We start from the raw sequence: 22,724 nt of genomic DNA, 5'->3' as shown, positions 1-22,724 counted from the left end.
GAACGGAGACGTGCTCTGCACCCGATGCTTGAGTGATCACGGGTCCTACGGTATGCGACAGGGCCCCCTGTAGAACAAGCGGACGCGACTTTTCTTTGCACCGACCCGGCCGTTCATGCTGCGCTCGGCCTCGGCTGACCCCCGTCGACGTCGACTTCTGGCCCGCCACCGTGTGCGACGCCTTACAGCGGCCGGGCCCTGTCGATTTCGCTCACGATTACTAAGGTGATGGCCGTGACGACAGGGAACCCAGGCGGCGGCCAGTTCGATTTCGCGCATTCCGAGCAGGCCGCGAAGAGCCGACAGGACAAGGCCACCGCTCTGGCGCGCTACGTCTGGGAGCGCGGCATCAGCGGCGCGGAACTGCTCGATCTTCCCGACGCCACCCGTCGAAAACTGGCCCGCGCAGCGGACCTGCATCCACCGAGCACGATGGAAACGTGGACCATCGTGGCCGAGTTGCTCGACCGCAAATCCGCCTGGGCGGCCGAGCACCCGGGTCACGACGGGGCGACGCCCCAGCACGCCGACGAGAAGATCATGTGGGTCAAGCCGCCGATCACCCCCTGGACCTAGACGAGCGAGTCCTCCCACGCCTCGTGCAGGTGTGCGAAGCGGCCCTCTCCCGCAATGAGGTCCGCCGGGGTTCCGTCCTCGACGATGTTGCCGTCCGCCATGACGAGGACGCGGTCCGCGATGGCCACCGTCGACAAGCGGTGCGCGATGATCAACGCCGTCCGGCCCTGCAGAATCGTTTCGAGTGCGCGCTGCACCAACCGCTCGCTCGGGATGTCGAGACTCGACGTCGCCTCGTCGAGCACGATCACCGACGGCGCAGCGAGGAACACCCTCGCAAAGGCCACCAATTGCCTTTGGCCCGAGGACAATCGGCCTCCGCGCTTACGCACGTCGGTATCGATCCCTTCGGGGAGCGAGGCGATGAACTCGGTCAGTCCGACGGCCTCGGCGGCAGCGCGGACCTCGGCGTCCGTCGCGTCGGGACGTCCGAGGCGGATGTTGTCGGCCACCGAGCCGGAGAACAGGAACGATTCCTGTGTCACCATGACGACGTTGCGGCGCAGGTCCTCGTCGGAGATGTCGCGCATGTCGATGCCGTCGAGTCGCACGGATCCGGCGGTCGGATCGTAGAAGCGCGCCAACAGCTTTGCCAACGTCGACTTTCCGGCTCCGGTCGCACCGACCATGGCAACCACCTGACCCGCCGGCACGTGCAGCGAGAACTCCGGCAGCACGACGCGCTCGGTGCCGTAGGAGAAGTGCACGTCGTCGAACGTGATGTCTCCCTTCACCGTTCCGATCGACACCGGGTTCTTCGGGGCAACCACCGACGACTCTTCCTCGAGTACGCCGGAGATCTTCTCCAGCGCAGCCGCGGCCGACTGGTAGGCGTTGAACACCATCGCCAGCTCGTCGAGTGGGCCGTAGAACCGGCGAAGGTACAGCACGTACGCGGCGAGCACGCCGACGTCCATGTGGCCGTTGATCACTCGCCAGCTACCGAACACCAGGATGATCGCCAGAGTGACGTTGCCGATCCACCGAACGATTCCGGTGTAGCTCGCCATGCCGCGCAGGGCCGCGGTGGTGGCGTCCCGGTACTCCGAGTCCTCGGTCTCGAGAATCGCGTCGTTGCGACCTTCACGCCGAAAGACCTGTACGGCACGGATTCCGCCCATCGACTCCACGAAATGAACCACCACACGCGCGATCGCCACCCGTGTTCGACGGTATCCCTGGCGTTGGCGTCGCTGTGACCACCGGGTGACGAGCACCAGCGGTACGAAGCCGGCGAGCACGATCATCGCCATCGGAACATCGAGATACACGAGGATGACGGCAATCGAGACCATCGACAGGATGGCCGTCAACGCGTCGTTGAGCGCACTTTCGAGCAGTGTCTGCAACGACTCCACGTCACTGGTCAACCGCGAGATCAACCGTCCCGACGTGTATTTCTCGTGGAACGACAGACTGAGTTTCTGCGCGTGGTCGAACACGCGTCCACGCAGGTCGTAGAGAATGTTCTGACTGAGCCGGCCCGAGACGGTGAGAAACGCGTAGGTGGTGAACATTCCGAGCAGGCCGAAGCCGGTGTATCCGCCCACGGCCCACAGCAGCGGACCCCAATCACCCTGTCCGGCAGCACCGACGCCGCTATCGAGGGCGTAGGCGACGAACAGCGGGCCGGCCACATAGGTGATGTTGTCGATCAGGATGATGACGAAAGACAGCAGGGCCTGCTTCTTGTACGGGCGCACCAGCGAGGCGAGCAACCGCCGAGAACGTCCGGCCAGCACCAGGTTTCCGGTGGCGTCGACCTCCGAGTCCTCGCCGCCCACTCCCCGCCAGTCTGCGGTTGCGGTCTGCTCAGCCATGGATCGACCCCATGACGTCGCGGTACCGCGGCGACGACGCCAGCAGTCCCTCGTGCGTTCCCTGCTCCACAATTCTTCCGTTCTCCAGATACAGCACCCGGTCGGCCAACGCTGCAGTCGACGGTCGGTGAGCCACCAGCAACGTCGTCGAATGCGCCAACACGCGCCGCAATTCCTTCTGCACTTTCGCTTCGGTGTCCACGTCGAGTGCCGAGAGCGGGTCGTCGAGCACCAGCACCCGCGGCTTGCCCAGCACCGCACGGGCCAATGCGAGTCGCTGCCGCTGCCCGCCCGACAAACTCATACCCTGCTCACCGATGCGCGTGGCCAGGCCCCACGGCAGCCGGTCGACGAATTCCGTTGCGTGCGCGATCTCCAGCGCCTCGGTGACCTCGGCATCGGATGCATCGGGAGAGCCGAGCGCGATGTTCTCTCGCGCACTGGCCGAGAACAGCACCGGATCCTCGAACGCCACCGACACGATCGAGCGCAGATCGGCCAGCCGCATCGACGCCACGTCGATACCGTCGATCGAAATGGTGCCCTCGGTGGCGTCGAACAAACGAGGAACGAGGTTCGTCAGTGCCGTCTTTCCGCTGCCGGTGTTGCCGACGAGCGCAACGGTTTCCCCCGGCTCGACGACGAAACTGACATCGGTGAGCAGCGGCGAGGACGCGTCGGGAAAGGTGAATCCGACGCGGTCGAACTGCACTCGGCCACGGATCTTGTCGGGCAATTCGACGGGGTTGTCCGGATCCGTCACGGTCTCCGGGGTGTCGATGATCTCCCAGTAACGATCCGCCGCGGTCCGCGCGTTGTTCAACTCCGCCAGCAGGTATCCGAAGGATTCGATCGGCCACAGCAGGAACGTGACGATGGCGATGGCAGCGACGAGCGTGCCGACCGTCATCGTGCCCTGCACGATCGAGTAGGTCCCCACGGCCAGAATCGCGCCGATGGTGATCGGCTGCAGTCCGACGATCACCGCCCAGATGATCGCGAGATAGCGCACCTTCTTCAGCTCGGTGCCGCGAAGAGTGTAGGCCTGACGCAGAAACTGCTTGCCCAAGTGCGCACTTCGCCCGAACGCCTTCAGAACACGGATGCCCTGGATGGACTCCTCGACCGTTGTCGTCACGTCACCCGCTTGGTCCTGAGCATCACGCGCGACGACGCGGTACAGCGTCTCGAACCTGGTGCAGGCGATCACCAACGGAATCGATGTCACCAACATGATCAGACCCAATTGCCATGCTTGAACGAGCAATACGCCGATACCCACGACGAGCGTGACGGCATTGATGATGATGAACGGGCCGATGAACGCCATGAACCGGCGCAGCGACCCGAGATCGGCGATGGCACGGGAGAGCAGCTGACCCGATTCCCAACTCTCGTGCGCCGCGACCGACAGCCGTTGCAGCTTGTCGAATACCGTTGCCCGAGCACTGATCTCGAATTGGCTCGACGGGCGGGACACCAGGTATCGACGCACCCAGATGCCGGCCGCGTCGATGGTGCCGAGCAGCAGGATCAGCGCCGCGGGCCACCACACCGCGGAAAAGTTGCGGTCGGCGATGGGCCCGTCGATGACGCGTTGCATCACCAGCGGAATGACGAGGCCGGTCAGGGTAGCGATGAGCGAGACCACGATGGAGCCGATGTAGAACCACTTGTACGGGGCCAGGAACGGCGCGAAACGCTGCAGCGACGTGGGTGTCCGCGCAGCATTCGGGTTCGACTCAACGACGGTTGGGGCTTCGGGGTCGAGCACACCCGTGGACACGTGTTGTTCTCCTTATTGCGGTGCCCGAATGATTTCATTGCTCAGGCTCAGTTTCCAACCGATTTTCGGCGGCGCGCATTCCAGTGTGGAACCTCGAGCACGGTCGAGGTCAAGTTCGACCGACGCTCAGCACACCGAGTCTCGAGTAACGTGAACCCGTCGGGCGAGAGAAGGGCACACGTGAGCACACGGTCGATGGTCGGGTTGTTCGCCGGTATCGGCGGGCTCGAGCTGGGGTTGGCCGAGGCAGGGTGGACGACTCAGCTGTTGTGCGAGATCGATCCGGGTGCCGGCGCGGTGCTGTCGGCGCGCATGCCGAACGTTCCGCTGCACACCGACGTCACCACGCTGCGCAGCCTGCCCACCGGCACCGAGCTCGTTGCTGCCGGCTTCCCCTGCCAGGACCTCTCCCAGGCCGGACGGACCGCAGGCATCACCGGGGCTCGCTCCGGGCTGGTCGACGAGGTGTTCCGGCTGGTCTCACGTCGCCGCGGCCCGCGGTGGCTGTTGATGGAGAACGTGCCGTTCATGCTGCAACTCGGACGTGGCGCAGCGATGCGACACATCACCGACGCGCTAGAGGACCTCGGCTACATGTGGGCCTACCGCGTCGTCGACGCCCGTGCGTTCGGGTTGCCGCAGCGTCGACAGCGCGTGGTGATGCTGGCCTCGCGCACCGACGATCCGCGTGAGGTGCTGTTCTCGCAGGATGCCGGGCCGTTGCCCGACGGCGATCCGAGTACTGCGCCCTGCGGCTTCTACTGGACCGAGGGCACCCGCGGACTGGGCTGGGCCGTCAACGCCGTCCCCACCCTCAAGGGCGGTTCGTCCCTCGGCATCGCCAGTCCGCCGGCCGTGCGGTTGCCGTCCGGGGAGATCGTCACGCCCGGCATCATCGGGGCCGAGCGGCTGCAGGGGTTCGATCCGGACTGGACGCTGCCCGCGGTCGAGCGCGCCGGAGTGCGTACCGGGCATCGCTGGAAGCTCGTCGGCAATGCCGTCAGTGTGCGGATGGCGTCGTGGGTGGCCGGTGCACTCGACGACCCGAAGCCCTACGACGTCGCAGGCGACACCGCATTGCTGCCCGGTCAGGCCTGGCCCGCGGCCGCGTGGGGCCGAGACCGCGCGAGCTTCAAGGTGACCGTGTCGACCATACCGGTGCACGAACCGCCCGAGGACCTGATCGACTTCCTGGACGACTCCACCCTGCTGTCGGCGCGAGCCACGGCCGGGTTCCTCAAGCGCGCGCGAGCCGGCAACCTCCGCTTCGCCGACGGCTTTCTCGACGACCTCGACGCCCACCTCGAGCGCATGGGTGGGTACACGCAACGAGTGTCGGTGTGAGCGCGACACGTCTCGTCACCGACGCGAAAACCAGTGCACGGCTCAGTAAGCAGCGTCGCCGCGACACCAAACCGGAAGTGGCGCTGCGTCGTGAGTTGCACCGACGAGGACTGCGCTATTTCGTCGACCGTGCTCCGCTGAAGGGCATGCGGCGTCGAGCAGATCTGGTGTTTCCCCGACGCAAAGTGGCGGTCTACGTCGACGGCTGCTTCTGGCACAGTTGCCCCGTCCACGCGACGAAACCACGCAACAACGCCCAGTGGTGGGCCGACAAGCTGGCTGCCAACGTGGCCCGCGACCGCGACACCGACACCCGCCTGATCGAGGAAGGCTGGCGCGTCGTGCGGATCTGGGAACACGAGGACCCGGTCGTCGCCGCCCAACGCGTCGTCGATGATCTTGCTGTAGATCCGATAGTGACCGACTGAAACCCACAGCACTCCCCGCGCGTCCAACCTGATGATCGGTCGATTCGAGTCGGGGGATGAGGACAGTGCGTAAAAGTTGGGTGCTTGCGGCGATGGCAGCGGCGATGTCGGTATCGACCAGTGGATGCGCGGTGGTGTTGCTCGGCAGCGCGTTCCCCGCCGGCAGTGCGTCGCCGACGGAGCAGAACCGGTACGGATTCGAGATGTCGGAGGCAGACCGCTATCTGGCCGACTCGGCGGCCTTCGTCCGCAGCCTCGATCCCTGCGGCTTCCTCACCGAGGACGACCTCACCGCCCTCGGCACCGTGGTGCAGCTCCGACCGGACGGCGAACTGAGTAGCTGCTCGGCAGAAGTCAACCCTGGGCGATCGGACGCCACGGACTCCGTGTCGATCAAGCTGAACGGATACCAGCCGACGCCGGCCGACCCGAACTTCGAGCAAGTCACGATCGGAGACGAACAGGTGTACCTCGACGACGCCTCCCGAGGGACGTGTCGCGTCAGCTTCCCGCTTCGCGACGAGTTCGATGGCACCACCTCCGGGCCCATGGACGATGTGCTCACCGAATCGGGTCGTAGTTTCGCCACGATCGACGTCTATCTTGCTGACGGAGACGCCTGCAGTGCAGCGAAATCCGTCACCGAGACCGCACTCGGCCTCGTGAGCGATCCACCACTACGTGCCGATTCCAGGTACAACCTGCCGTTGGCCACGAAGGATCCGTGCAGCGTTCTGGAGCATCTGCCCGAGACCTGGACGGTCGACCGCTGGAACCCTGCCGCGGATCCGTACGGCTGCCACTTCGAGGCGTCGTCGGCAACGTTCGAGGACAACCTGGTACTGCTCGACGTCGCGCTCACCTACGACGACAGCGACTTGCGTTCGACAGATCGCGAGAAGATCCGGCAGGGCGGTTACACCGTCGAGACTCGCGACTCGGATTCGGTGTGTTCGGCCGACATCGTGTTGGGCAACCCCGTTCTCGGCCTGCCCGATAACGAGGACTCGGCCGCGCGTTACGCCCGCACGGTTCCCGAGCTGTCCGTCATGGCGGACGACTGCGACTCCGCCGTCGCGCTGGCGGTGGCAGCTGCCGACGAGCTCACTGGTTAGCCTTGGTCGGTGCGCTCGAAAACCGAAGGTGTGGATATCCGCCGAGTAATCGCGGTGGTGTTTCTGATCCTCGCCGGGGTGCTGTACTCCGCGTGGGTGGCCGAATTCTTCCTCGACACCGGGCTCGACCCGGCCCGGTCGTTCCTCAGCGAACTCGATGCCCGCGATCAGCCGTATCGTGAATTCTTCTCCACCGCAGACGTGGTCACGGGTTCGCTGATGATCCTCGCCGCCGTGCTCGGTTTCCTCGTCAGCCCTCGCCGACGGCTCGTCGTCACCGGCTGGGTGGCGTCGGGCATCTTCGGTATCGCCACCATCGCCGACGCGAAACTGCCACTCGAGTGTGTGGCCGCCGATGATCCGAGCTGTCCGATCGAGCCCAGCGGGTTGTTCCCACAGCTTCATCATCTTCACGCTCTGACGAGCACCATCGCGGTGTTCGCGATTTTCACGGTCATGATCGCGTTCACGCTCGCCGCATTCCGCTATCGGGCCTATCCCCTGCTTCGGACGCTCGGTGTCGCGGTGCTGGCCGTCACGGCCCTGGCCACGGCGTGGCTGATGATCGCCGACAACCTTCCTGGCGATCACGGCCTCGGCATCGCTCAGCGGGTGCAGGTGGGCGGGATGTCGGCGTATCTGGTGGTGCTGGGGTGTGCGCTTAGACTCGGCGCATGTCCTTCACCGCGACAGCACTGAACGGGTCCAAGGCAGAGCAGTACCAGCAGCTCGCCGAGCAGGCCAGGGGCCTCGTCTACGAGGAATCCAACCTGATCGCCAACGCCGCCAATCTTTCCGCGTTGGTCTATCACGCTCTGCCCGAGGTCAATTGGGTCGGCTTCTACCTGTTCGACGGCACCGAACTGGTGGTCGGCCCGTTCCAGGGCCAGCCTGCCTGTGTTCGGATCGCGCTGAGCAAAGGGGTCTGCGGCGCTGCCGCGACCACCCGCGAGACACAGCGAGTGGCCGACGTTCATGCCTTTCCCGGCCACATCGCGTGCGATGCCAACACTCGCTCCGAGGTCGTCGTTCCGCTGTACCAGGGCGAGAAACTGATCGGTGTCTTCGATCTGGACAGCCCGATACCCGATCGCTTCGACGCCGACGATCAGGCCGGCCTCGAAGCGATCGCGGCGGTGTTTCTCAGCTCGCTGGAGTAGAACTAGCTGCTGCCTCGAAGAACCAGGCCATGACCAACGCACCGGGGTCGACGACGCCTCGCGCGGCCTCACCGACATAGCTGGCGCGGCCCCGGTTGGCGGTGATGTCCTTGGTCGATTCGGCTCCGGTATTCGCGGCGTCGGCGGCATCCTGCAGGGTGCCGCCGTCCTTCTCGAGCGCGTCGACAGCCGGGGCAATGGCGTCGATCATCGTCTTGTCGCCCACGCGGGCTCCACCGAGTTCGGTGATGCTGTCCAGTCCGGCCCGCGCGGCCGCTGCGACGGCCGCGGCAGATGACTCGGATTCGAGCATCGTTCGGTAGAACTGGCGGAACCAGATACCGAACAGTGCGCCGGACGTACCGCCAGCGTGGCCGAGGTAGGCCTCGCTCACGGCTTCGAATACCGTTGCTGCCGAGTAGGTTTCCTTGATCGCGTCGAGGTCGAGTTGTTCCAGTGCGGCCACCATGTTGGTTCCGAAGTCGCCGTCGCCCGCTTTGCGATCCAATTCGGTCAGCGCGGGCTCCTCGTCGAGTACCCGCTGGGCCCACGACCCGATCCACTCCGAGACGAATGCCGACTTCTCTCCGGTGTCGGACGGCGAGAACGTCGGCCCGAATGCGCCGCGCTCGCCCACCGGTTTCGCGCCTTGGCTCTGTGCGTTGGGCCAACCGGGCGCATCGGTGGGGGCGTCCCAGAGTTCGAGCATCTCGTCGTCGGCGCGCACCAGAGTGATGGACGCTCCGCCCATGTTGAGCGCGGTGACAAAACTTCCGACGAGTGAGCGGGTTATCTCGATGCCCTTACCCGCGAGGTACTCCGAGAGTTCCCCGAACAGCAGATGCAGTTCGAGCGGATGCGTTGCGCCGAGCCCGTTGACGATGGCGATCACCGATTCGCCCGAGTTCAATCCGAGCGAGCTCACGATAGGGTCGGTCAGCTTCTCGACGACCTCCTGAGCAGGCAGCCGGGACACCCGGTCGGTGCCGCGCTCACCGTGGATACCGATGCCGAGTTCGATTTCCTCCTTGGGCAATTCGAACGACGGCCCGTCGGCACCCGGTAGCGTCGGCGGGTTCAATGCGACCGCCATACTGCGCGCGTTCTCCGCTGTTCGACGCCCCAGCGCGACCACCGCCTGCAGGCTGTCGCCGCGTTCTGCCGCTGCGCCGCACACCTTTTCGACGACGATGGTCGCGGCAGTGCCACGGCGACCCGGGCCGTCCTCGCTCTCGCTGGCCACGTCGTCATCGACGAGAACAACATCGGCCGCAATACCGTCTTCCTGCAACAACTCTCGGGCGATCTTGAAGTTCATCACGTCGCCGGTGTAGTTCTTCACGATGTGCACCACTCCGCCGCCGGAGTCCACGGCCTTGGATGCCTCGTGTACTTGGAGGGCGTTCGGTGACGTGAACACCAGGCCGGGGCACGCGCCGGTGAGCATGCCGCGACCGATGAATCCGGCATGCATCGGCTCGTGGCCCGATCCGCCACCGGACAGCAGCGCGACTTGACCGTCGGAGATGCGATAGCGACGGGTGAGGAATCCGGGATCGGCGTGCCAGGTGACGTCGTCGGTGGCGGCCACGAAGCCGCGGAGGGCGTCGGCGACGAATGTTCGAGGAGAATTGGAGAACATTCCTTCACACTAAGCCTCCATTGTCGGCTTCGGTGAGCTGCCGGGCCGCCGCGCGTCTACAGTCGCGAAGATGACCACCGAGACCTGGGCTTTCGACGCATCGGACGGCGGGCAGTTGGCTGTTAGGACGGATGTCACCGGAAGGGCATCCAAGATGGGGCATCGACTCACGATTGCGGTGACCTCCTGGACCGCGACGGTCGAGTGGTCCGGGGACGCCCCCACCGCGGTGTCACTGACCGCCGAGGTCGGCTCACTCGAGGTGATCCACGGTGAGGGCGGACTGACACCGCTGATCGGGCCGGAGAAGATCGTGGCAAAAGCCAACGCACTCAAGACCTTCGATGCCAACCGATACCCGACAATTCGATTTCGTTCGGAGGAGATCACTGCCGTCGCCGCCGGATATCGGTTGGCCGGAACAGTCGAGATACACGGTGTCTCGAAGGAGATCACCGTGGACGTGGACGTCACCGACTCCGGCGACAGATGGCAGATCGGTTCCGAAACTACTGTGCGTCAAACGGATTACAAGATCACGCCGTATTCGCAGATGTTCGGAGCCATGAAGGTGGCAGACGAGGTGACCGTGACGTTCGACGCCGAGTATCGCAAGACCTGAGCCTTCCCAATTCACCTGCAATGGTGGACACTACGGCGGTGAACCGAAATCGATGGACGATCGGATCGTGCGCATCGGCCCTGGTGTTGGCCGTGGCCCTGACCGCAGGCTGCAGCAGTCCAGCGGCCACGTCCCCGGACGGACCTCCCGGAGTGAACGTCAACGGAGTGGGCGAAGTCCAGGGTGCACCGGACACGTTGACGACTCAGATCGGCGTTCAGGCCACAGCCGAGGACGTCACTGCCGCCATCGAACAGGCCAATGCTGCGGTTACCGAGGTGACCGACGCAGTGATTGCCGCCGGCGTCGCACGCGAGGACATTCAGACGCAGCAGGTGTCGATCGATCCGCAGTACTCCGGAGCTCTGCCGGGCGGCACCTCGGCGATCTCCGGATATCAGGCCACCAACACGTTGCAGGTCACGGTGCGCGACCTGTCGAAGGCGTCTGCAGTCCTGGGCGACGCCACCTCCGCCGGTGGCAACGCGACCCGAATCTCCGGGGTCTCGTTCAAGATCGACGACGATTCCGAGCTGATCACCGATGCCCGGTCCAGGGCGTTCGCCGACGCCCGCGATCGCGCCGAGCAGTATGCGTCGCTCGCAGGCGGCGAACTCGGTGACGTTCTGTCGATCACCGAGTCGATCACCGGTCAGGAACAGCCGACGAGCTTTCGCGACTCCGCTTCGTTCGACACGGCAGTGCCCATCGAACCGGGACAGCAGACCGTCAGCGTGTCCGTGTCGGTGAAGTGGGCGCTGAACTAGCGCAGCGAGTTACTGCCTCTGCAACTATTGCTCCACTGAAGAGGTTGCATGCCGGGGATTCGCCGACTCGAGCCCTGGAGTGGAGCACAAGTTGCAGGACCACCACGCACGGGCTCAGCCGGCCGGCGGGGGCGGCAGCCGGTAGTTCACCGGGGTCGCCGAGAAATCCACTGGATTTCGGACGCCCTCGGCCACTGCCCCGGGAACCTCGATGCGTGGTTCGAGACCCAACGACTGCGCGAACGCGAATGCCTCCTCGATGGAATTGACCGGCCCGGCGGGAACGTTGCGGGCCATCAGTTCTCGATACCATTCGTCCGCAGTACGCGTCCGCAACGCCGAGTTCAGGATGTCGACCAACTGATCTCGATGTTCGACGCGAGCAGAATTGGACGAGAAGCGTTGATCCGCAGCCACATCCGGGGTACCCAGCACGTCGACCAGCGCCTGAAATTGCCGATCGTTGCCCACGGCCAACGCAAGCGGTCGATCGGCGGTCTCGAACACCTCGTACGGCACCAACGACGGATGCTTGTTGCCCATTGGAACCGGCACGGTGCCCGCCCCGAGGTAGGCCGCCGACTGATTGCTGAGTGCGGACAGTACCGACGCCATCAGCGAGGTGTGCACCCGCTGACCCGCACCGGTGTTCGATCGATGATGCAGTGCGGCAAGGATTCCGCTCAGCGCGTGCAGACCGGTGACGATATCGACCATCGCCACGCCCACTTTCGTCGGCGTGGATGCGTCGGGGCCGGTGACGCTCATCAGCCCGCCGACGGCTTGGACCACCAGATCGTATCCAGGAAGAGCAGCACCGCCGCCGGTACCGAAACCGGTGATCGAGCAGTAGATCAGGCCAGGGTTCGTCTGCGCGACAGCCGAATAGCCGAGACCGAGCCGGTCCATCGTTCCGGCGCGGAAGTTCTCGATCACGATGTCTGCGCCCGCGACGATCTCACGGGCCTCGGCCACACCGCTCTCGGACTGCAGGTCGATGAACCGAGACGTCTTGTTCCGATTGACCGAGTTGAAATACGTTGCGGTACCGGCAGAATCGTACGGCGGACCCCACAATCGGGTGTCGTCGCCGCTGCCGGGCCGCTCGATCTTGATCACGTCTGCGCCCATGTCGCCGAGCATCATCGTCGCGTACGGTCCGGCGAGCACACGAGAGAAGTCCGCGACCACGAGGCCTGCGAGCGGACCGGTGGCGTCTGTCATCGGTCCACTGTATTGCGCGGCCGGCTGCAGTTCAGTTCAGGTCCGGAACGAACGCTGCCAGGACGGCAACCATCGTGTCCACGATCTGCTCGATAGGTGGACGAGGCGGAGCAGTGCGGGACCAGTCGGAGACGATCTCGGTGAGCGCACCGAGGAATGCCGTTGCGGCCAAGCGGTATCCACCCGGGGGAACGAAATCGGAACCGACTTCCGAGCGCAGGGTGTTCTCGAAGAACTCCACCCACTGCGCACGACGGCGCGTCCGATGCTGTTCGACGGCATCGCTGACACCCAGCATCTCCAGATAAGAGATGCGCGCCCGACGTGGGTCACCACCGATCGATCCGACCAGGGCCGTCATCGCTGCGACGACCAGAGAGCGACGGTCGCGGTCGACCTGCTCGTCGAGTGCGGCGACGACGGCGGCCAGCGCGTCGTCTTGGATCAGGTCGTAGACGTCCACGAGCAGCGCCTCACGGTTGGCGAACTCACTGTAGAACTGACTGCGCGCGAGGCCGGCCGCGGCGCAGATGTCCGCCACCGAGGTGGCGGCGTACCCGCGTCCCCCGATGACCTCGATAGCCGCGTGCAAGAACCGAGCTCGTCGATCGGCTTTCCGAACAGCGGAGGATCGTCCGGCGTAGATGCGGCCCTGATCATCGGCGACAGTCACCGAGGGAGTCTACAGGCGACGCACCGCTCGCAGCCCCGCTGATCGGTTCCATCACGACCCGATCGGCTTCCCGAACAATCCGGCGATTTTCTCGCCGACGGCCGCGACGAACGTCGGGTGTGCACGCGTGTCGAGCGCCATCGAGCCGACATCGTTCGTCCGGCAACCCGGTTCCACCGGAACACCGGCAAATCGGTCGCGCATCCACAACACCGCACTCGGAAAAGCGATCAGCTCCAAGCTGATGTGCTCACTGAAATGATCGCGGGTGTACGTGACGTCGGCACCCAGACGGCTGCAGTACGACTCGACCATCGCGTTGACCGGCCCGATCGGCACCAGCCAGTCCGGGTTGGAATGGTAGACGTAGAGCGGCATGTTCGGAGTGGTGCGGCCGAGCTGCATCGCGGACAGGGCCTTCTTCACCACCGGTTGCTGGATCGGGTCGCCGTCGGTGTGCAGCAAGCCTTTCAGGTTGACGAACGGCAGCAGCGCCGACGAGTAGCCGACACAAAGGTTGTCCTTGGCCGCGAACAACGTTCTACCGAACGGGTCGACGTGTTCGTCGATGAAGGCGGCCAACTCGGGACTCTCGCGGCTGGCACCGATGATGCCGGCGGCGACGATGCCCGATCCCAGGGTGTTGTTCGCGTTGTCGACCAATGCCCCGAGTTCGGCCGGGGTGCCGCCCTCGGTGACTCCGACGATATCGAGCTCAGGGGCGTAGTTTTCGGCCAGTTCTGCTGCGTGCCCGGTGGCGATCGCGCCACCGGAGTAGCCGCTCATCCCCACCTTGGTGGCCTCCCCGGCCAACTGCATCGGCGCGAAATTCTCGGCAGCTCGGATGCCGTCGAGTGTGATCCGACCGGCGACCGGCCCGGCGGCGAACGAATTGTTCGGGCCTTGATGATCGGGTACCGACACCGCCCATCCTTGCGCCAACGCCGCCTGCACTTCGAGGAATTGAGCGCCCGACGTCACCGCGCCGGTCACCGGCCAGGGGATGGCACCCGCTCGCATCGCGTACGACGGAGCGCAGTAGGCCGCGAGAGAATCCTCGGCTACCTGGATGGAGATCAACGGACGCGGTGCCGCAGGCACTCCCCGCGGCTTGATGACCGTGGTCACGGCGGCAATCGGCTCGTCGCGCCCGTTGTTGGACCGGAACGACAATTGCCAGGCGTCGACCTGCGTGGGAATCACGTTCAGAGTAGCCAGCTCGACGGGCCGTGCGGCGATGATCTGGCCCGGCGCGGCCGCTGCCACCACGTCGGAGGAAGGAAGGTAGAAGTCGGTGTCGAACTCGGGAATCTTCGGCCACGTGAGCGGCGGCAGAGGCGGCTGAACCTCCACACCGGCCGGACCGCTGGAATCGGGTGCAGCGGAAGCGGGGCTGGTCGTAGCGGCAACGGCGGCGGCTACGGTCGCCACACCGATCGCTACCCGCAGCGTCCAAGATCGGGCAGAAGACACGGCTGTACTCCTTCGCGCCGGACAACGGGGTCCACAGGACGCGCGCCCGGCGACATTTCGTACAGCGCATCCGACAATCTTGGACACCGATGTCCGAGATGGTGCTCAGAACTGTAGAGCGAAGTGGCGTGGATAACAATCCCCAAACCGAAAAAGATTCAGAACTGAATCGAGCCCAATTGCACGGATTAGTTCCCGTTCGTCACGCGACGGCGAAAGATCGCTTCGCCAAACCGAACTGGAAGCCGGTGATGGCCGTCGTCACCGGAGCTTCCGGATTCTCGGCGGCACCGAGGGTGACGAACAACGGCGTGAAATGTTCGACAGTGGGGTGCGCGTACGGCATTCCCGGTGCGGCACTGCGGAAGTCGGCGAGAGTCCCGACGTCACCGCGAGACAAGGCGTCGGCAGCCCAGAGGTCGAAGTCCTCGGACCACGTCGGCACGGTGTTCGTAGCGAAATTCTCCCGGGACAGGAACGGCAGTCCGTGGGTCATGAACCCGGAACCGATGACCAACACACCCTCGGCCCGAAGTTCCTTCAGCGCAGCGCCTATCGCCATCAGCCGATCGGGGGCGTGCGTCGGCAGGCTCAATTGCAGAACCGGGACATCGGCGTAGGGATACATGACCTTCAGCGGCACCCAGGCACCGTGATCGAGTCCGCGCGCGGTGTGCCGATGCAGGTTCTCCGACGCCGGAATGGCCGCGGCCACCCGTGCAGCCAGCGCCTGAGCGTCGGGAGTCCGGTATTCCATCGAGTAGTAACGCTGGGCAAATCCACCGAAGTCGTAGACGAGTGGTGTCGCCGCAGCCGTCGCGGACAGGCTCAACGGGGCCTCTTCCCAGTGTGCGCTGACGATCAGGATCGCCTTCGGCTTGGGCATCGACTGCGACCAGGTGAAGAGTTCGTTCATCCAGAGCGCGTCGTCGAACACCGGGGGTGCACCGTGACTGATGTACAGCGCGGGCATCGGCCCGTCGTGTGGGGTCCACATCTGCTGCGACCGGCTCGCGGGTGCTGCGTCGGCGAGAAACGCATCGAATGCGGCACCCGCGACGGGCGGGTTCATCACAGAAGTCATGGCGGGTCCTTCGAAGTACCTAAGTTGAATCTTCAACTTAGCACCCATTGGGCATTCCGGCCAGCATCGATACTCTCGGCTGTATGCCGGACGCCGTCTATCGCGCCCCGATGCCGAATGGCGTCGAGCGTGCCCTCACCTACGGACTCTGCGGCATGTCGGCGAACGACGAACGCTCGCTACGACGGGTCGAGCGTTTCGAGCAGGTCGCGGACGGATCTTTCGTCTGGACACGAACCGAGCACGGCGAGTACTTCCTCGGCCGAATTTCCGGCCCACTGCGGGAAGATCACAGCGCCGACGCGGTGGCGTCGAACATGATCTTCGTACGGGACTGCGAGTGGATCGGCGAGCCTGTTCCCGAACACGAGGTACCCGCTGCGCACATTCGCGCGCGGCGGGCGAAATTTTCAGCAGACACACGACCCGCAGGTCGGTGCAGAGTCGGCTAGCGTGTGGCGAGCGCGAGCTCGCTGACCTGGGGATCGACCTGTACGAGAGAGTAACCCTGGATCTCGAACTTGTTCTCCCCCTCAGGCGGTCCGAGCACGGCGCGGACGATCAGGGTCGCGGCGGCAGCGACGAGTGCGATCACGATGACCACTGCTGCCACGATCAGCAGGGTGCGGGGGCCGCCGAACAGGTTCTTCGAGCTCATGGGTCCATCATGACCCCTCCGGGATGAGACATGAATTGCGCATACTGAAGTGATACAGGTATTGATCAGATGAGATCGTGGCTACAGTGAATCCGTGACCGACGCACCCGAGCCCGATTTCTGGTCGTTCATCGACACTGCCAACAACACACTGGCCCGGGAGTACGGGTTCGAGCATCAGCTGGCCACCGAGGTTCTGCTGACACTGAACCGAGCGTCGAACATCGTCACGTACGACCTCGAGTCGACGGTTCATCGCCCCAGAGGCTGGTCGTGGTCATCGTTTCGGCTGATGTTCGTCACGTGGCTCGCCGGCCCGATCGAGCCGCGACGAGCAGCCGAACTGACCGGCATGAGCCGCGCCGCAGTGTCGAACCTGTCCAAGACACTCATCTCCGGCGGCCTGCTCGCCAGCACGCCCGACGAGAAGGACGGACGTTCGGTGCGCCTCGCCCTGACCGCGCTGGGGCACGATGAGATGGTCGCGGCGTTCGCCGAACAGAACGAACGGGAGAACGCATGGGCCAGCGCACTCACCGAACCCGAACAGCGAATCCTGGTGATGCTGTTGACCAAACTGATCACCAACCGCAGCCAGTTCGACGTACGGGGGCGCAACTGAAGGTTGCGTAGATCACGTCAAAGTAGTTAATGTCTTTACTACAAGCGGTGACAGAACTCAGGAGAGAGCACGTGGCCTACTACCGGCAGCTCGGATCGGTTCCGCCGAAGCGGCACACCCAGCACCGAACTCCCGACGGCAACCTCTATTACGAGGAGCTGATGGGCGAAGAGGGCTTCTCCTCGGACTCGTCTCTGCTGTACCACCGCCACATACCGTCGGCCATCGTCGATGCCACGGTCTGGGACCTCCCCGATCAATCGACGACGCCCAACCATCCGCTCGTGCCGCGGCACCTGAAGTTGCACGAGCTGTTTCCCGAATCCACGGTGGCGGACACCGACGTCGCCACCGGCCGACGCCTCGTTCTGGGCAACGCCGATGTTCGACTCTCGTATGTGGTCGCCTCGAAAGCCTCTCCGCTGTATCGCAATTCGATCGGTGACGAGATGGTCTACGTCGAATCCGGTTCTGCCACCGTCGAAACGGTGTTCGGGGCGCTGCAGGCACGGCAGGGTGACTACGTGCTCATTCCGCGCGCGACGACGCACCGTTGGATTCCCGACGGCACCCTGCGCGCCTACGCCATCGAGGCCAATAGTCACATCGCTCCACCGAAGCGGTTCCTGTCGAAGTACGGCCAGTTGCTCGAGAACGCTCCCTACTGCGAACGCGATCTGCACGGCCCCACCGAGCCTCTACTCGCCGACGGCGAAGACATCGAAGTGCTTGTCAAGCACCGTGGTTCGACGGGCATCGTCGGAACCCGCTACGTCTACCCGCAACACCCGTTCGACGTAGTGGGGTGGGACGGCTGCCTGTATCCGTACACGTTCAACATCTCCGACTACGAACCGATCACCGGCCGTGTGCATCAACCGCCGCCTGCGCATCAGGCATTCGAGGGGGCCAACTTCGTGATCTGTAATTTCGTTCCGCGCAAGGTCGACTACCACCCGCTAGCAATTCCGGTGCCGTACTACCACTCCAACGTCGACTCCGACGAGATCATGTTCTACGTCGGCGGCGACTACGAGGCCCGCAAGGGTTCCGGAATCGGCCAGGGATCGATCTCGGTGCATCCGGGCGGTCATGCTCACGGTCCGCAACCCGGTGCCTACGAACGCAGTATCGGTGCCGAGTTCTTCGACGAACTGGCCGTCATGGTCGATACCTTCCGCCCCCTCGAACTCGGTGAAGGAGCGCTCGCGTGCGAGGACACCGGGTACGCGTGGACGTGGGCAGGCCGGGGGCCGAACCGATGATCCCGAAGTTCTTCCATCGCCTGTGCGACGACGCCGCTGCCTTCCCTCCCGGCAATGCACCACTCGATGTTGCTGCAGCACAACATCTCGAGTACCGGGCGAGTTCTTTCGCAGACCTCGTCGGCCCGTTGGTCGTTCCGATGGACCGGGTGAACGAGCTCGTCCTGGGCGCTCGGATGGAGGTCGCGCTGACCGCACCTGCAGGCCCGGGCAGCGTAGAGGCAGGCCTGCGGGTCGCCGACCGCACCGCCGGCGTGACGGTCGTTGCCGTCGAAGTGGCCGTACCCGACGGCACGAACATCGACGCCTTGCGCAACATCACTCAGGACATCGACATCTATGTCGAAATCCCCCGAGACTCCCGACGAGACGACATCTTCGACGCAGTCGACGAGTTCGGGTATCGCGCCAAATTCAGGACCGGCGGCGTCACGGCCGACGAGTACCCGGACGAGCGGGAGCTTGCCGCGTCCATCTACGAGGCGGCACAACGCGAGGTCCACTTCAAAGCCACCGCGGGTCTGCACCATGCCGCCCGTAACACCGATCCCCACAACGGTTTCGAGCAACACGGCTTCCTCAACGTGATCCTCGCGGCGCAGACCGCACACAGCGGCGCACGCGTCGGTGAGCTCGAGAAGATCCTGGCAATCCGGGACGCCGACGTCCTCGCCGGTCTCGTCGCCGGGATCGAGGGTCAACGCGCCTTCGCATCGTTCGGCACCTGCAGCATCCGCGAACCCCTGGACGACCTCGTCCGCCTCGGACTCGTCCCACCTCAGTGAACCAAGGAGCGCGCCGTTCATGACGCACATCGACATCCCCGCCGACTCCGAGTTCGGAATCGACAACCTTCCTTACGGCATTTTCAGTACTCCTGGTTCGGACGCTCGAGTCGGAGTCCGCTACGGCGACAATGTGATCGATCTGTTTGTCGCTCTGAACGATTCGGATTTCGCCTCGCCCAGCCTCAATGCTTTCATGGCGCGCGGCCGCAGTCGGTGGGTCGAGGTCCGCGAGTCCGTCACCGCCATGATCGTCAGTGACACGACCACCGCGGAAGCGATCGTCTCGGTTTCCGACGTCACGATGCACCTGCCGTTCGAAGTTGCGGACTACGTGGACTTCTACGCGTCCGAGCACCACGCGTCCAATCTCGGTCGACTCTTTCGTCCCGATGCCGAACCGCTGCTACCGAATTGGAAGCACCTGCCCGTGGCGTATCACGGCCGGGCAGGGACGGTTGTCGTGTCCGGTACAGATGTCAAGCGTCCGAACGGTCAACGCAAGGCACCCGACGAGGCGTCACCCACGTTCGGTCCGAGTCGGCGACTGGACATCGAAGCCGAGATGGGCTTCGTCGTCGGCATTCCGGCAGATGGCCCCATCTCGCCGGATCACTTCTCCGAGCACGTGTTCGGTGCCGTCATCGTCAACGACTGGTCTGCTCGCGACATCCAGGCCTGGGAGTACGTGCCGCTGGGCCCGAACCTCGGCAAAAGTTTCGCGACGTCCATCTCACCGTGGGTGGTCCCCTTGCTCGCGTTGGAACAGGCTCGGGTGTCGACGCCGACTCAGGACCCCGCGCCACTCGAACACCTCCGCGAATCTCGTTCCTGGGCACTCGATATCGATCTGTCCGTCACGTGGAACGGCCACGTCGTATCCCGTCCGCCGTACAGTTCGATGCATTGGTCGCCGGCCCAGATGCTGGCTCACGAGACCAGCAACGGCGCGACATCCCGAACCGGTGACCTGTTCGCGTCGGGCACCATCTCGGGACCCGAGAAGAATCAGCGCGGTGCCTTCATCGAACTCACCTGGGGTGGTAAGGAACCGGTGTCACTCGGATCGGAGACCCGGACGTTCCTCGAGGACGGCGACGACGTCATTATCGCCGCCAGCGCTCCGGGGCCGAACGGTGCGCGCATCGGGTTCGGCGACGTACGTGGCCGGATCGTTCCGGCCTGAGGCCTATCACTCGCGCGTCCGTCTGTATGCGGGGGCTCTGGGGGTTCGATCGGACTCGGCGCTGTTGAGCAGTGGCAGTGCCCGGAACTCGACCAATTCCGAGAGTACGACAACACTGGTCGACCGCGCGATCGTGCGAGATTGATTGAGCGCGATCAACGTCCGCTGCAGATCGTCATGAGACGCCGCGGCGACCCGGCACAACACATCGCCGACGCCGGTTGTCGCGAATGCCTCCAACACTCCGGGTATCTGCTCCAGGACGGCGACGACGTCACCGAGTGCACCCTGGGCAATCTCCAATGTGACGAACGCCTGCACGCCGTAACCGGCTGCTGCCAAACCGATTCGAGGCTGATAGCCGGTGATGACACCGCTGTCCTCCAATCGCTGCAGGCGGGCCGACACAGTCGCACGTGCAACACCGAGCGTTCGCGACAGCTCGAGCACGCCGATCCGCGAATTGTCGTGCAGCGCAGCGAGCATCGCCCGGTCCAATTCGTCCAACGTCGATTCCATGACGCACCTCCACTTTGCTATACGAATCGTATAGCAAAGTGCGGAACAACCTGCCCTATCTGCACAGCACGGACAGCTATTCAGGCGTCGATTGACTCCCCTGCACCGCGATGTTGGGCTGGGCGGAACAGTGTGCCTCACTCGGACCAACCAGGAGCTTTCATGAGCCTCGACAACATCCTCAACGACGACGAGAAGCTCGCCGATCTCGACGCCGATCAGCTTCGACAGCTCGTCGGACTCGTGGAGTACGACGACAAGCGCGACCCCTTCCCGGTCAGTGGCTGGGACGCGATCGTGTGGGTGGTCGGCAACGCGACGCAGACCGCGCACTTCTTCCAGTCCGCCTTCGGCATGGAGCTCGTTGCGTACTCGGGCCCGACGACCGGCCAACGTGACCACCACGCGTACGTGCTCAAGTCCGGCGCAGTGCGTTTCGTCATCAAGGGAGCCGTCGACCCCGACAGCGAACTGGTGGCACACCACACGCGCCACGGCGACGGCGTCATCGACATCGCGCTGGCCGTACCCGATGTCGACCGATGCATCGAGCATGCGCGAGCCCAGGGCGCGCGCGTCCTACAAGAGCCGACCGACATGTCCGACGAGCACGGCACGGTCCGCACCGCGGCCATCGCGACCTACGGCGACACCCGACACACGTTGGTCGACCGCTCCCGCTATACCGGCACCTACCTACCCGGTTATGCGCCACGCACGTCGACGTTGCAGCGACCGGAAGGCGCTCCCAAGCGCATCTTCCAGGCTCTCGATCACGTGGTCGGCAATGTCGAGCTCGGTAAAATGGACGAGTGGGTCGACTTCTACCACCGCGTCATGGGCTTCACGAACATGGCCGAGTTCGTCGGGGCCGACATCGCCACCGATTACTCGGCCTTGATGAGCAAGGTCGTCTCCAACGGCAACCACCGAGTGAAGTTCCCGCTGAACGAGCCGGCCATCGCGAAGAAGCGCTCACAGATCGACGAGTACCTGGATTTCTACCGCGGCCCGGGCGCACAGCATCTGGCGCTGGCGACCAACGACATCCTGTCTTCGGTCGATGCGCTGCGCGCGGCGGGCGTCGAATTTCTCGCCACTCCTGATTCGTACTACGAGGATCCCGCACTGCGAGCCCGTATCGGTAAGGTCCGAGTGCCGATCGAAGAGTTGCAGAAGCGCGGAATTCTCGTCGACCGAGACGAGGACGGGTACCTACTGCAGATCTTCACCAAGCCGCTGGTCGATCGCCCGACGGTGTTCTTCGAGATGATCGAACGCCACGGCTCGCTCGGCTTCGGCATCGGAAACTTCAAGGCACTGTTCGAGGCCATCGAACGTGAGCAGGACGCTCGCGGCAACTTCTGACCCGTACCCCGAACGACGCCGCCCACTGTCAGCGTTCGGTGGGCGGCGCAGTTCGTCCCAGACCACCTCGGTCCTCGTCGAAGATCAACCACGTGCGCGTCGCCCGGACGCCGTCGAGCGATTGCAGGCCCTCCAGCACGACTTGCCGCAGACTCTCGTTGTCGGGAGTCCTGATGAGTACCAGCACGTCGAAATCCCCTCCGAGCAAACTGAAGTGGTCGACGAATTCCATCGACCGCAACCCCTCGGACACACTGCGCCACGAATCCTGACGGATCGACAACGCGATGAACGCCGAGGTCCCTAGCCCGGACGCCGCGTGATCCACCTGCACGGTGAACCGTTCGATGACACCCGCATCCTTGAGCCTGTCCACCCGTGTATAGGTATGTGCCCGAGAGAGATTCAAACGATCGGCCAGCACCCGCATCGAGACCCGCCCGTCGGCAGTCAGCTCGGCGAGGATGCGACGATCCGTGTCGTCCAATTCCACACGTCTCGAGACGTCGTCCATTCGTCCGCTCCTACCTCGTGGTTCAGTGCGCCGGTCGGACACATTTCATGTCTACGTCGCGATCGGTAGCCATGTGTCTGCAATTCTACGACC

Annotated in this window: 24 protein-coding genes; 14 read left to right on the top strand and 10 right to left on the bottom strand. The window is 64.4% G+C overall.

Annotated elements, in window-relative coordinates:
• Positions 1 to 234: 234 nt before the first annotated feature.
• Positions 235 to 576: a hypothetical protein gene (locus RFA01S_RS03360; protein ID WP_230595149.1), complete on the top strand. Its 342-nt coding sequence runs from the start codon at positions 235 to 237 to the stop codon at positions 574 to 576.
• On the opposite strand, the gene RFA01S_RS03355 is transcribed toward RFA01S_RS03360, so the two are convergent.
• Positions 573 to 2,396 carry an ABC transporter ATP-binding protein gene (locus RFA01S_RS03355; RefSeq protein WP_032408413.1) on the bottom strand — a complete coding sequence of 608 codons (1,824 nt, stop codon included), beginning with the start codon at positions 2,394 to 2,396 and terminating at the stop codon, positions 573 to 575. The genes RFA01S_RS03360 and RFA01S_RS03355 overlap by 4 nt on opposite strands.
• A complete protein-coding gene (locus RFA01S_RS03350; RefSeq protein ID WP_032408412.1) occupies positions 2,389 to 4,182 on the bottom strand; it encodes an ABC transporter ATP-binding protein in 1,794 nt (597 codons plus the stop codon). The genes RFA01S_RS03355 and RFA01S_RS03350 overlap by 8 nt, the downstream gene beginning before the upstream one ends.
• A 195-nt stretch (positions 4,183 to 4,377) precedes the next feature.
• On the opposite strand from RFA01S_RS03350, the gene RFA01S_RS03345 reads away from it, so the two are divergent.
• From RFA01S_RS03345 to msrC, 5 genes are read left to right on the top strand one after another with little or no spacing between them, the layout of a single operon-like run.
• The gene (locus RFA01S_RS03345) at positions 4,378 to 5,526 is read left to right on the top strand and encodes a DNA cytosine methyltransferase (RefSeq protein ID WP_174557216.1); all 1,149 of its coding nucleotides are present in this window, start codon (positions 4,378 to 4,380) and stop codon (positions 5,524 to 5,526) included.
• A complete protein-coding gene (locus RFA01S_RS03340; RefSeq protein ID WP_032408410.1) occupies positions 5,523 to 5,954 on the top strand; it encodes a very short patch repair endonuclease in 432 nt (143 codons plus the stop codon). Before RFA01S_RS03345 ends, RFA01S_RS03340 begins: the two co-directional genes overlap by 4 nt.
• 56 nt (positions 5,955 to 6,010) lie before the next feature.
• Positions 6,011 to 7,069, top strand: a complete 1,059-nt coding sequence (locus tag RFA01S_RS03335) for a hypothetical protein (RefSeq protein WP_139278369.1) — start codon at positions 6,011 to 6,013, stop codon at positions 7,067 to 7,069.
• Between the two features lie 9 nt (positions 7,070 to 7,078).
• Positions 7,079 to 7,768 (top strand): DUF998 domain-containing protein, encoded by a 690-nt coding sequence (locus RFA01S_RS03330; protein WP_238325190.1) that lies wholly within the window; start codon positions 7,079 to 7,081, stop codon positions 7,766 to 7,768.
• The gene (gene msrC / locus RFA01S_RS03325) at positions 7,744 to 8,229 is read left to right on the top strand and encodes a free L-methionine (R)-S-oxide reductase MsrC (protein ID WP_032408407.1); all 486 of its coding nucleotides are present in this window, start codon (positions 7,744 to 7,746) and stop codon (positions 8,227 to 8,229) included. The genes RFA01S_RS03330 and msrC overlap by 25 nt, the downstream gene beginning before the upstream one ends.
• Here the strand turns inward: msrC and dhaL are convergent.
• Positions 8,213 to 9,871, bottom strand: a complete 1,659-nt coding sequence (dhaL, locus tag RFA01S_RS03320; protein ID WP_032408406.1) for a dihydroxyacetone kinase subunit DhaL — start codon at positions 9,869 to 9,871, stop codon at positions 8,213 to 8,215. The genes msrC and dhaL overlap by 17 nt on opposite strands.
• Before the next feature lie 70 nt (positions 9,872 to 9,941).
• Here dhaL and RFA01S_RS03315 point away from each other — a divergent pair, with 70 nt between their 5' ends.
• Positions 9,942 to 10,493, top strand: a complete 552-nt coding sequence (locus RFA01S_RS03315; protein ID WP_032408405.1) for a YceI family protein — start codon at positions 9,942 to 9,944, stop codon at positions 10,491 to 10,493.
• Positions 10,494 to 10,531: 38 nt separating this feature from the next.
• Positions 10,532 to 11,260 (top strand): SIMPL domain-containing protein, encoded by a 729-nt coding sequence (locus RFA01S_RS03310; protein WP_228139300.1) that lies wholly within the window; start codon positions 10,532 to 10,534, stop codon positions 11,258 to 11,260.
• Between the two features lie 114 nt (positions 11,261 to 11,374).
• Here RFA01S_RS03310 and RFA01S_RS03305 read toward each other — a convergent pair whose 3' ends face one another.
• From RFA01S_RS03305 to RFA01S_RS03290, 4 genes are all read right to left on the bottom strand, one after another.
• Positions 11,375 to 12,484, bottom strand: coding sequence for a CaiB/BaiF CoA transferase family protein (locus RFA01S_RS03305; RefSeq protein ID WP_032408404.1), 1,110 nt, complete (start codon positions 12,482 to 12,484; stop codon positions 11,375 to 11,377).
• A gap of 31 nt (positions 12,485 to 12,515) precedes the next feature.
• Positions 12,516 to 13,157, bottom strand: a complete 642-nt coding sequence (locus RFA01S_RS03300) for a TetR/AcrR family transcriptional regulator (RefSeq protein WP_032368661.1) — start codon at positions 13,155 to 13,157, stop codon at positions 12,516 to 12,518.
• Between the two features lie 51 nt (positions 13,158 to 13,208).
• On the bottom strand, positions 13,209 to 14,630 hold the full coding sequence (locus RFA01S_RS03295; protein WP_032408403.1) for a lipase family protein: 1,422 nt from the start codon (positions 14,628 to 14,630) through the stop codon (positions 13,209 to 13,211).
• 202 nt (positions 14,631 to 14,832) lie between these two features.
• Positions 14,833 to 15,714: a dioxygenase family protein gene (locus tag RFA01S_RS03290; protein ID WP_032408402.1), complete on the bottom strand. Its 882-nt coding sequence runs from the start codon at positions 15,712 to 15,714 to the stop codon at positions 14,833 to 14,835.
• A gap of 83 nt (positions 15,715 to 15,797) precedes the next feature.
• Between RFA01S_RS03290 and RFA01S_RS03285 the strand changes: the two genes are divergently transcribed.
• Entirely contained in the window at positions 15,798 to 16,166 is a 369-nt protein-coding gene (locus RFA01S_RS03285; RefSeq protein ID WP_238325189.1) for a GAF domain-containing protein, read from the top strand.
• Here RFA01S_RS03285 and RFA01S_RS03280 read toward each other — a convergent pair.
• A complete protein-coding gene (locus RFA01S_RS03280) occupies positions 16,163 to 16,372 on the bottom strand; it encodes a hypothetical protein (protein ID WP_032408401.1) in 210 nt (69 codons plus the stop codon). The genes RFA01S_RS03285 and RFA01S_RS03280 overlap by 4 nt on opposite strands.
• Before the next feature lie 94 nt (positions 16,373 to 16,466).
• Between RFA01S_RS03280 and RFA01S_RS03275 the strand changes: the two genes are divergently transcribed.
• From RFA01S_RS03275 to fahA, 4 genes are all read left to right on the top strand, one after another.
• Complete coding sequence (locus tag RFA01S_RS03275) at positions 16,467 to 16,994, top strand: MarR family winged helix-turn-helix transcriptional regulator (protein WP_032408400.1); 528 nt, start codon at positions 16,467 to 16,469, stop codon at positions 16,992 to 16,994.
• A 71-nt stretch (positions 16,995 to 17,065) separates the two neighbouring features.
• Complete coding sequence (locus RFA01S_RS03270; RefSeq protein WP_032408399.1) at positions 17,066 to 18,259, top strand: homogentisate 1,2-dioxygenase; 1,194 nt, start codon at positions 17,066 to 17,068, stop codon at positions 18,257 to 18,259.
• The gene (locus RFA01S_RS03265; RefSeq protein WP_307718862.1) at positions 18,205 to 19,044 is read left to right on the top strand and encodes a hypothetical protein; all 840 of its coding nucleotides are present in this window, start codon (positions 18,205 to 18,207) and stop codon (positions 19,042 to 19,044) included. The genes RFA01S_RS03270 and RFA01S_RS03265 overlap by 55 nt, the downstream gene beginning before the upstream one ends.
• A gap of 19 nt (positions 19,045 to 19,063) precedes the next feature.
• Positions 19,064 to 20,230, top strand: a complete 1,167-nt coding sequence (gene fahA, locus RFA01S_RS03260; RefSeq protein ID WP_032408398.1) for a fumarylacetoacetase — start codon at positions 19,064 to 19,066, stop codon at positions 20,228 to 20,230.
• Positions 20,231 to 20,236: 6 nt separating this feature from the next.
• Here the strand turns inward: fahA and RFA01S_RS03255 are convergent, their stop codons facing one another.
• The gene (locus tag RFA01S_RS03255) at positions 20,237 to 20,749 is read right to left on the bottom strand and encodes an Lrp/AsnC family transcriptional regulator (RefSeq protein WP_032367826.1); all 513 of its coding nucleotides are present in this window, start codon (positions 20,747 to 20,749) and stop codon (positions 20,237 to 20,239) included.
• A 162-nt stretch (positions 20,750 to 20,911) separates the two neighbouring features.
• Between RFA01S_RS03255 and hppD the strand changes: the two genes are divergently transcribed.
• Positions 20,912 to 22,117, top strand: coding sequence for a 4-hydroxyphenylpyruvate dioxygenase (gene hppD / locus RFA01S_RS03250; RefSeq protein ID WP_032408397.1), 1,206 nt, complete (start codon positions 20,912 to 20,914; stop codon positions 22,115 to 22,117).
• Positions 22,118 to 22,145: 28 nt separating this feature from the next.
• On the opposite strand, the gene RFA01S_RS03245 is transcribed toward hppD, so the two are convergent.
• Complete coding sequence (locus RFA01S_RS03245; RefSeq protein ID WP_032408396.1) at positions 22,146 to 22,631, bottom strand: Lrp/AsnC family transcriptional regulator; 486 nt, start codon at positions 22,629 to 22,631, stop codon at positions 22,146 to 22,148.
• Positions 22,632 to 22,724: the final 93 nt, after the last annotated feature.

The organism is Rhodococcoides fascians NBRC 12155 = LMG 3623, from assembly GCF_001894785.1.
Classification (GTDB): Bacteria; Actinomycetota; Actinomycetes; order Mycobacteriales; family Mycobacteriaceae; genus Rhodococcoides; species Rhodococcoides fascians.
This window is presented reverse-complemented; position numbering and strand designations above follow the sequence as displayed.

Bases quoted from the DNA above. Each gene is read 5' to 3' on its own strand.
- RFA01S_RS03290 (WP_032408402.1), bottom strand. From the start codon at position 15,714: ATGACTTCTGTGATGAACCCGCCCGTCGCGGGTGCCGCATTCGATGCG.
- RFA01S_RS03245 (WP_032408396.1), bottom strand. From the start codon at position 22,631: ATGGACGACGTCTCGAGACGTGTGGAATTGGACGACACGGATCGTCGC.
- hppD (WP_032408397.1), top strand. From the start codon at position 20,912: ATGAGCCTCGACAACATCCTCAACGACGACGAGAAGCTCGCCGATCTC.
- RFA01S_RS03335 (WP_139278369.1), top strand. From the start codon at position 6,011: ATGAGGACAGTGCGTAAAAGTTGGGTGCTTGCGGCGATGGCAGCGGCG.
- RFA01S_RS03305 (WP_032408404.1), bottom strand. From the start codon at position 12,484: ATGACAGACGCCACCGGTCCGCTCGCAGGCCTCGTGGTCGCGGACTTC.
- dhaL (WP_032408406.1), bottom strand. From the start codon at position 9,871: ATGTTCTCCAATTCTCCTCGAACATTCGTCGCCGACGCCCTCCGCGGC.
- RFA01S_RS03345 (WP_174557216.1), top strand. From the start codon at position 4,378: ATGGTCGGGTTGTTCGCCGGTATCGGCGGGCTCGAGCTGGGGTTGGCC.
- RFA01S_RS03355 (WP_032408413.1), bottom strand. From the start codon at position 2,396: ATGGCTGAGCAGACCGCAACCGCAGACTGGCGGGGAGTGGGCGGCGAG.
- RFA01S_RS03280 (WP_032408401.1), bottom strand. From the start codon at position 16,372: ATGAGCTCGAAGAACCTGTTCGGCGGCCCCCGCACCCTGCTGATCGTG.
- fahA (WP_032408398.1), top strand. From the start codon at position 19,064: ATGACGCACATCGACATCCCCGCCGACTCCGAGTTCGGAATCGACAAC.
- RFA01S_RS03255 (WP_032367826.1), bottom strand. From the start codon at position 20,749: ATGGAATCGACGTTGGACGAATTGGACCGGGCGATGCTCGCTGCGCTG.
- RFA01S_RS03315 (WP_032408405.1), top strand. From the start codon at position 9,942: ATGACCACCGAGACCTGGGCTTTCGACGCATCGGACGGCGGGCAGTTG.
- msrC (WP_032408407.1), top strand. From the start codon at position 7,744: ATGTCCTTCACCGCGACAGCACTGAACGGGTCCAAGGCAGAGCAGTAC.
- RFA01S_RS03285 (WP_238325189.1), top strand. From the start codon at position 15,798: ATGCCGGACGCCGTCTATCGCGCCCCGATGCCGAATGGCGTCGAGCGT.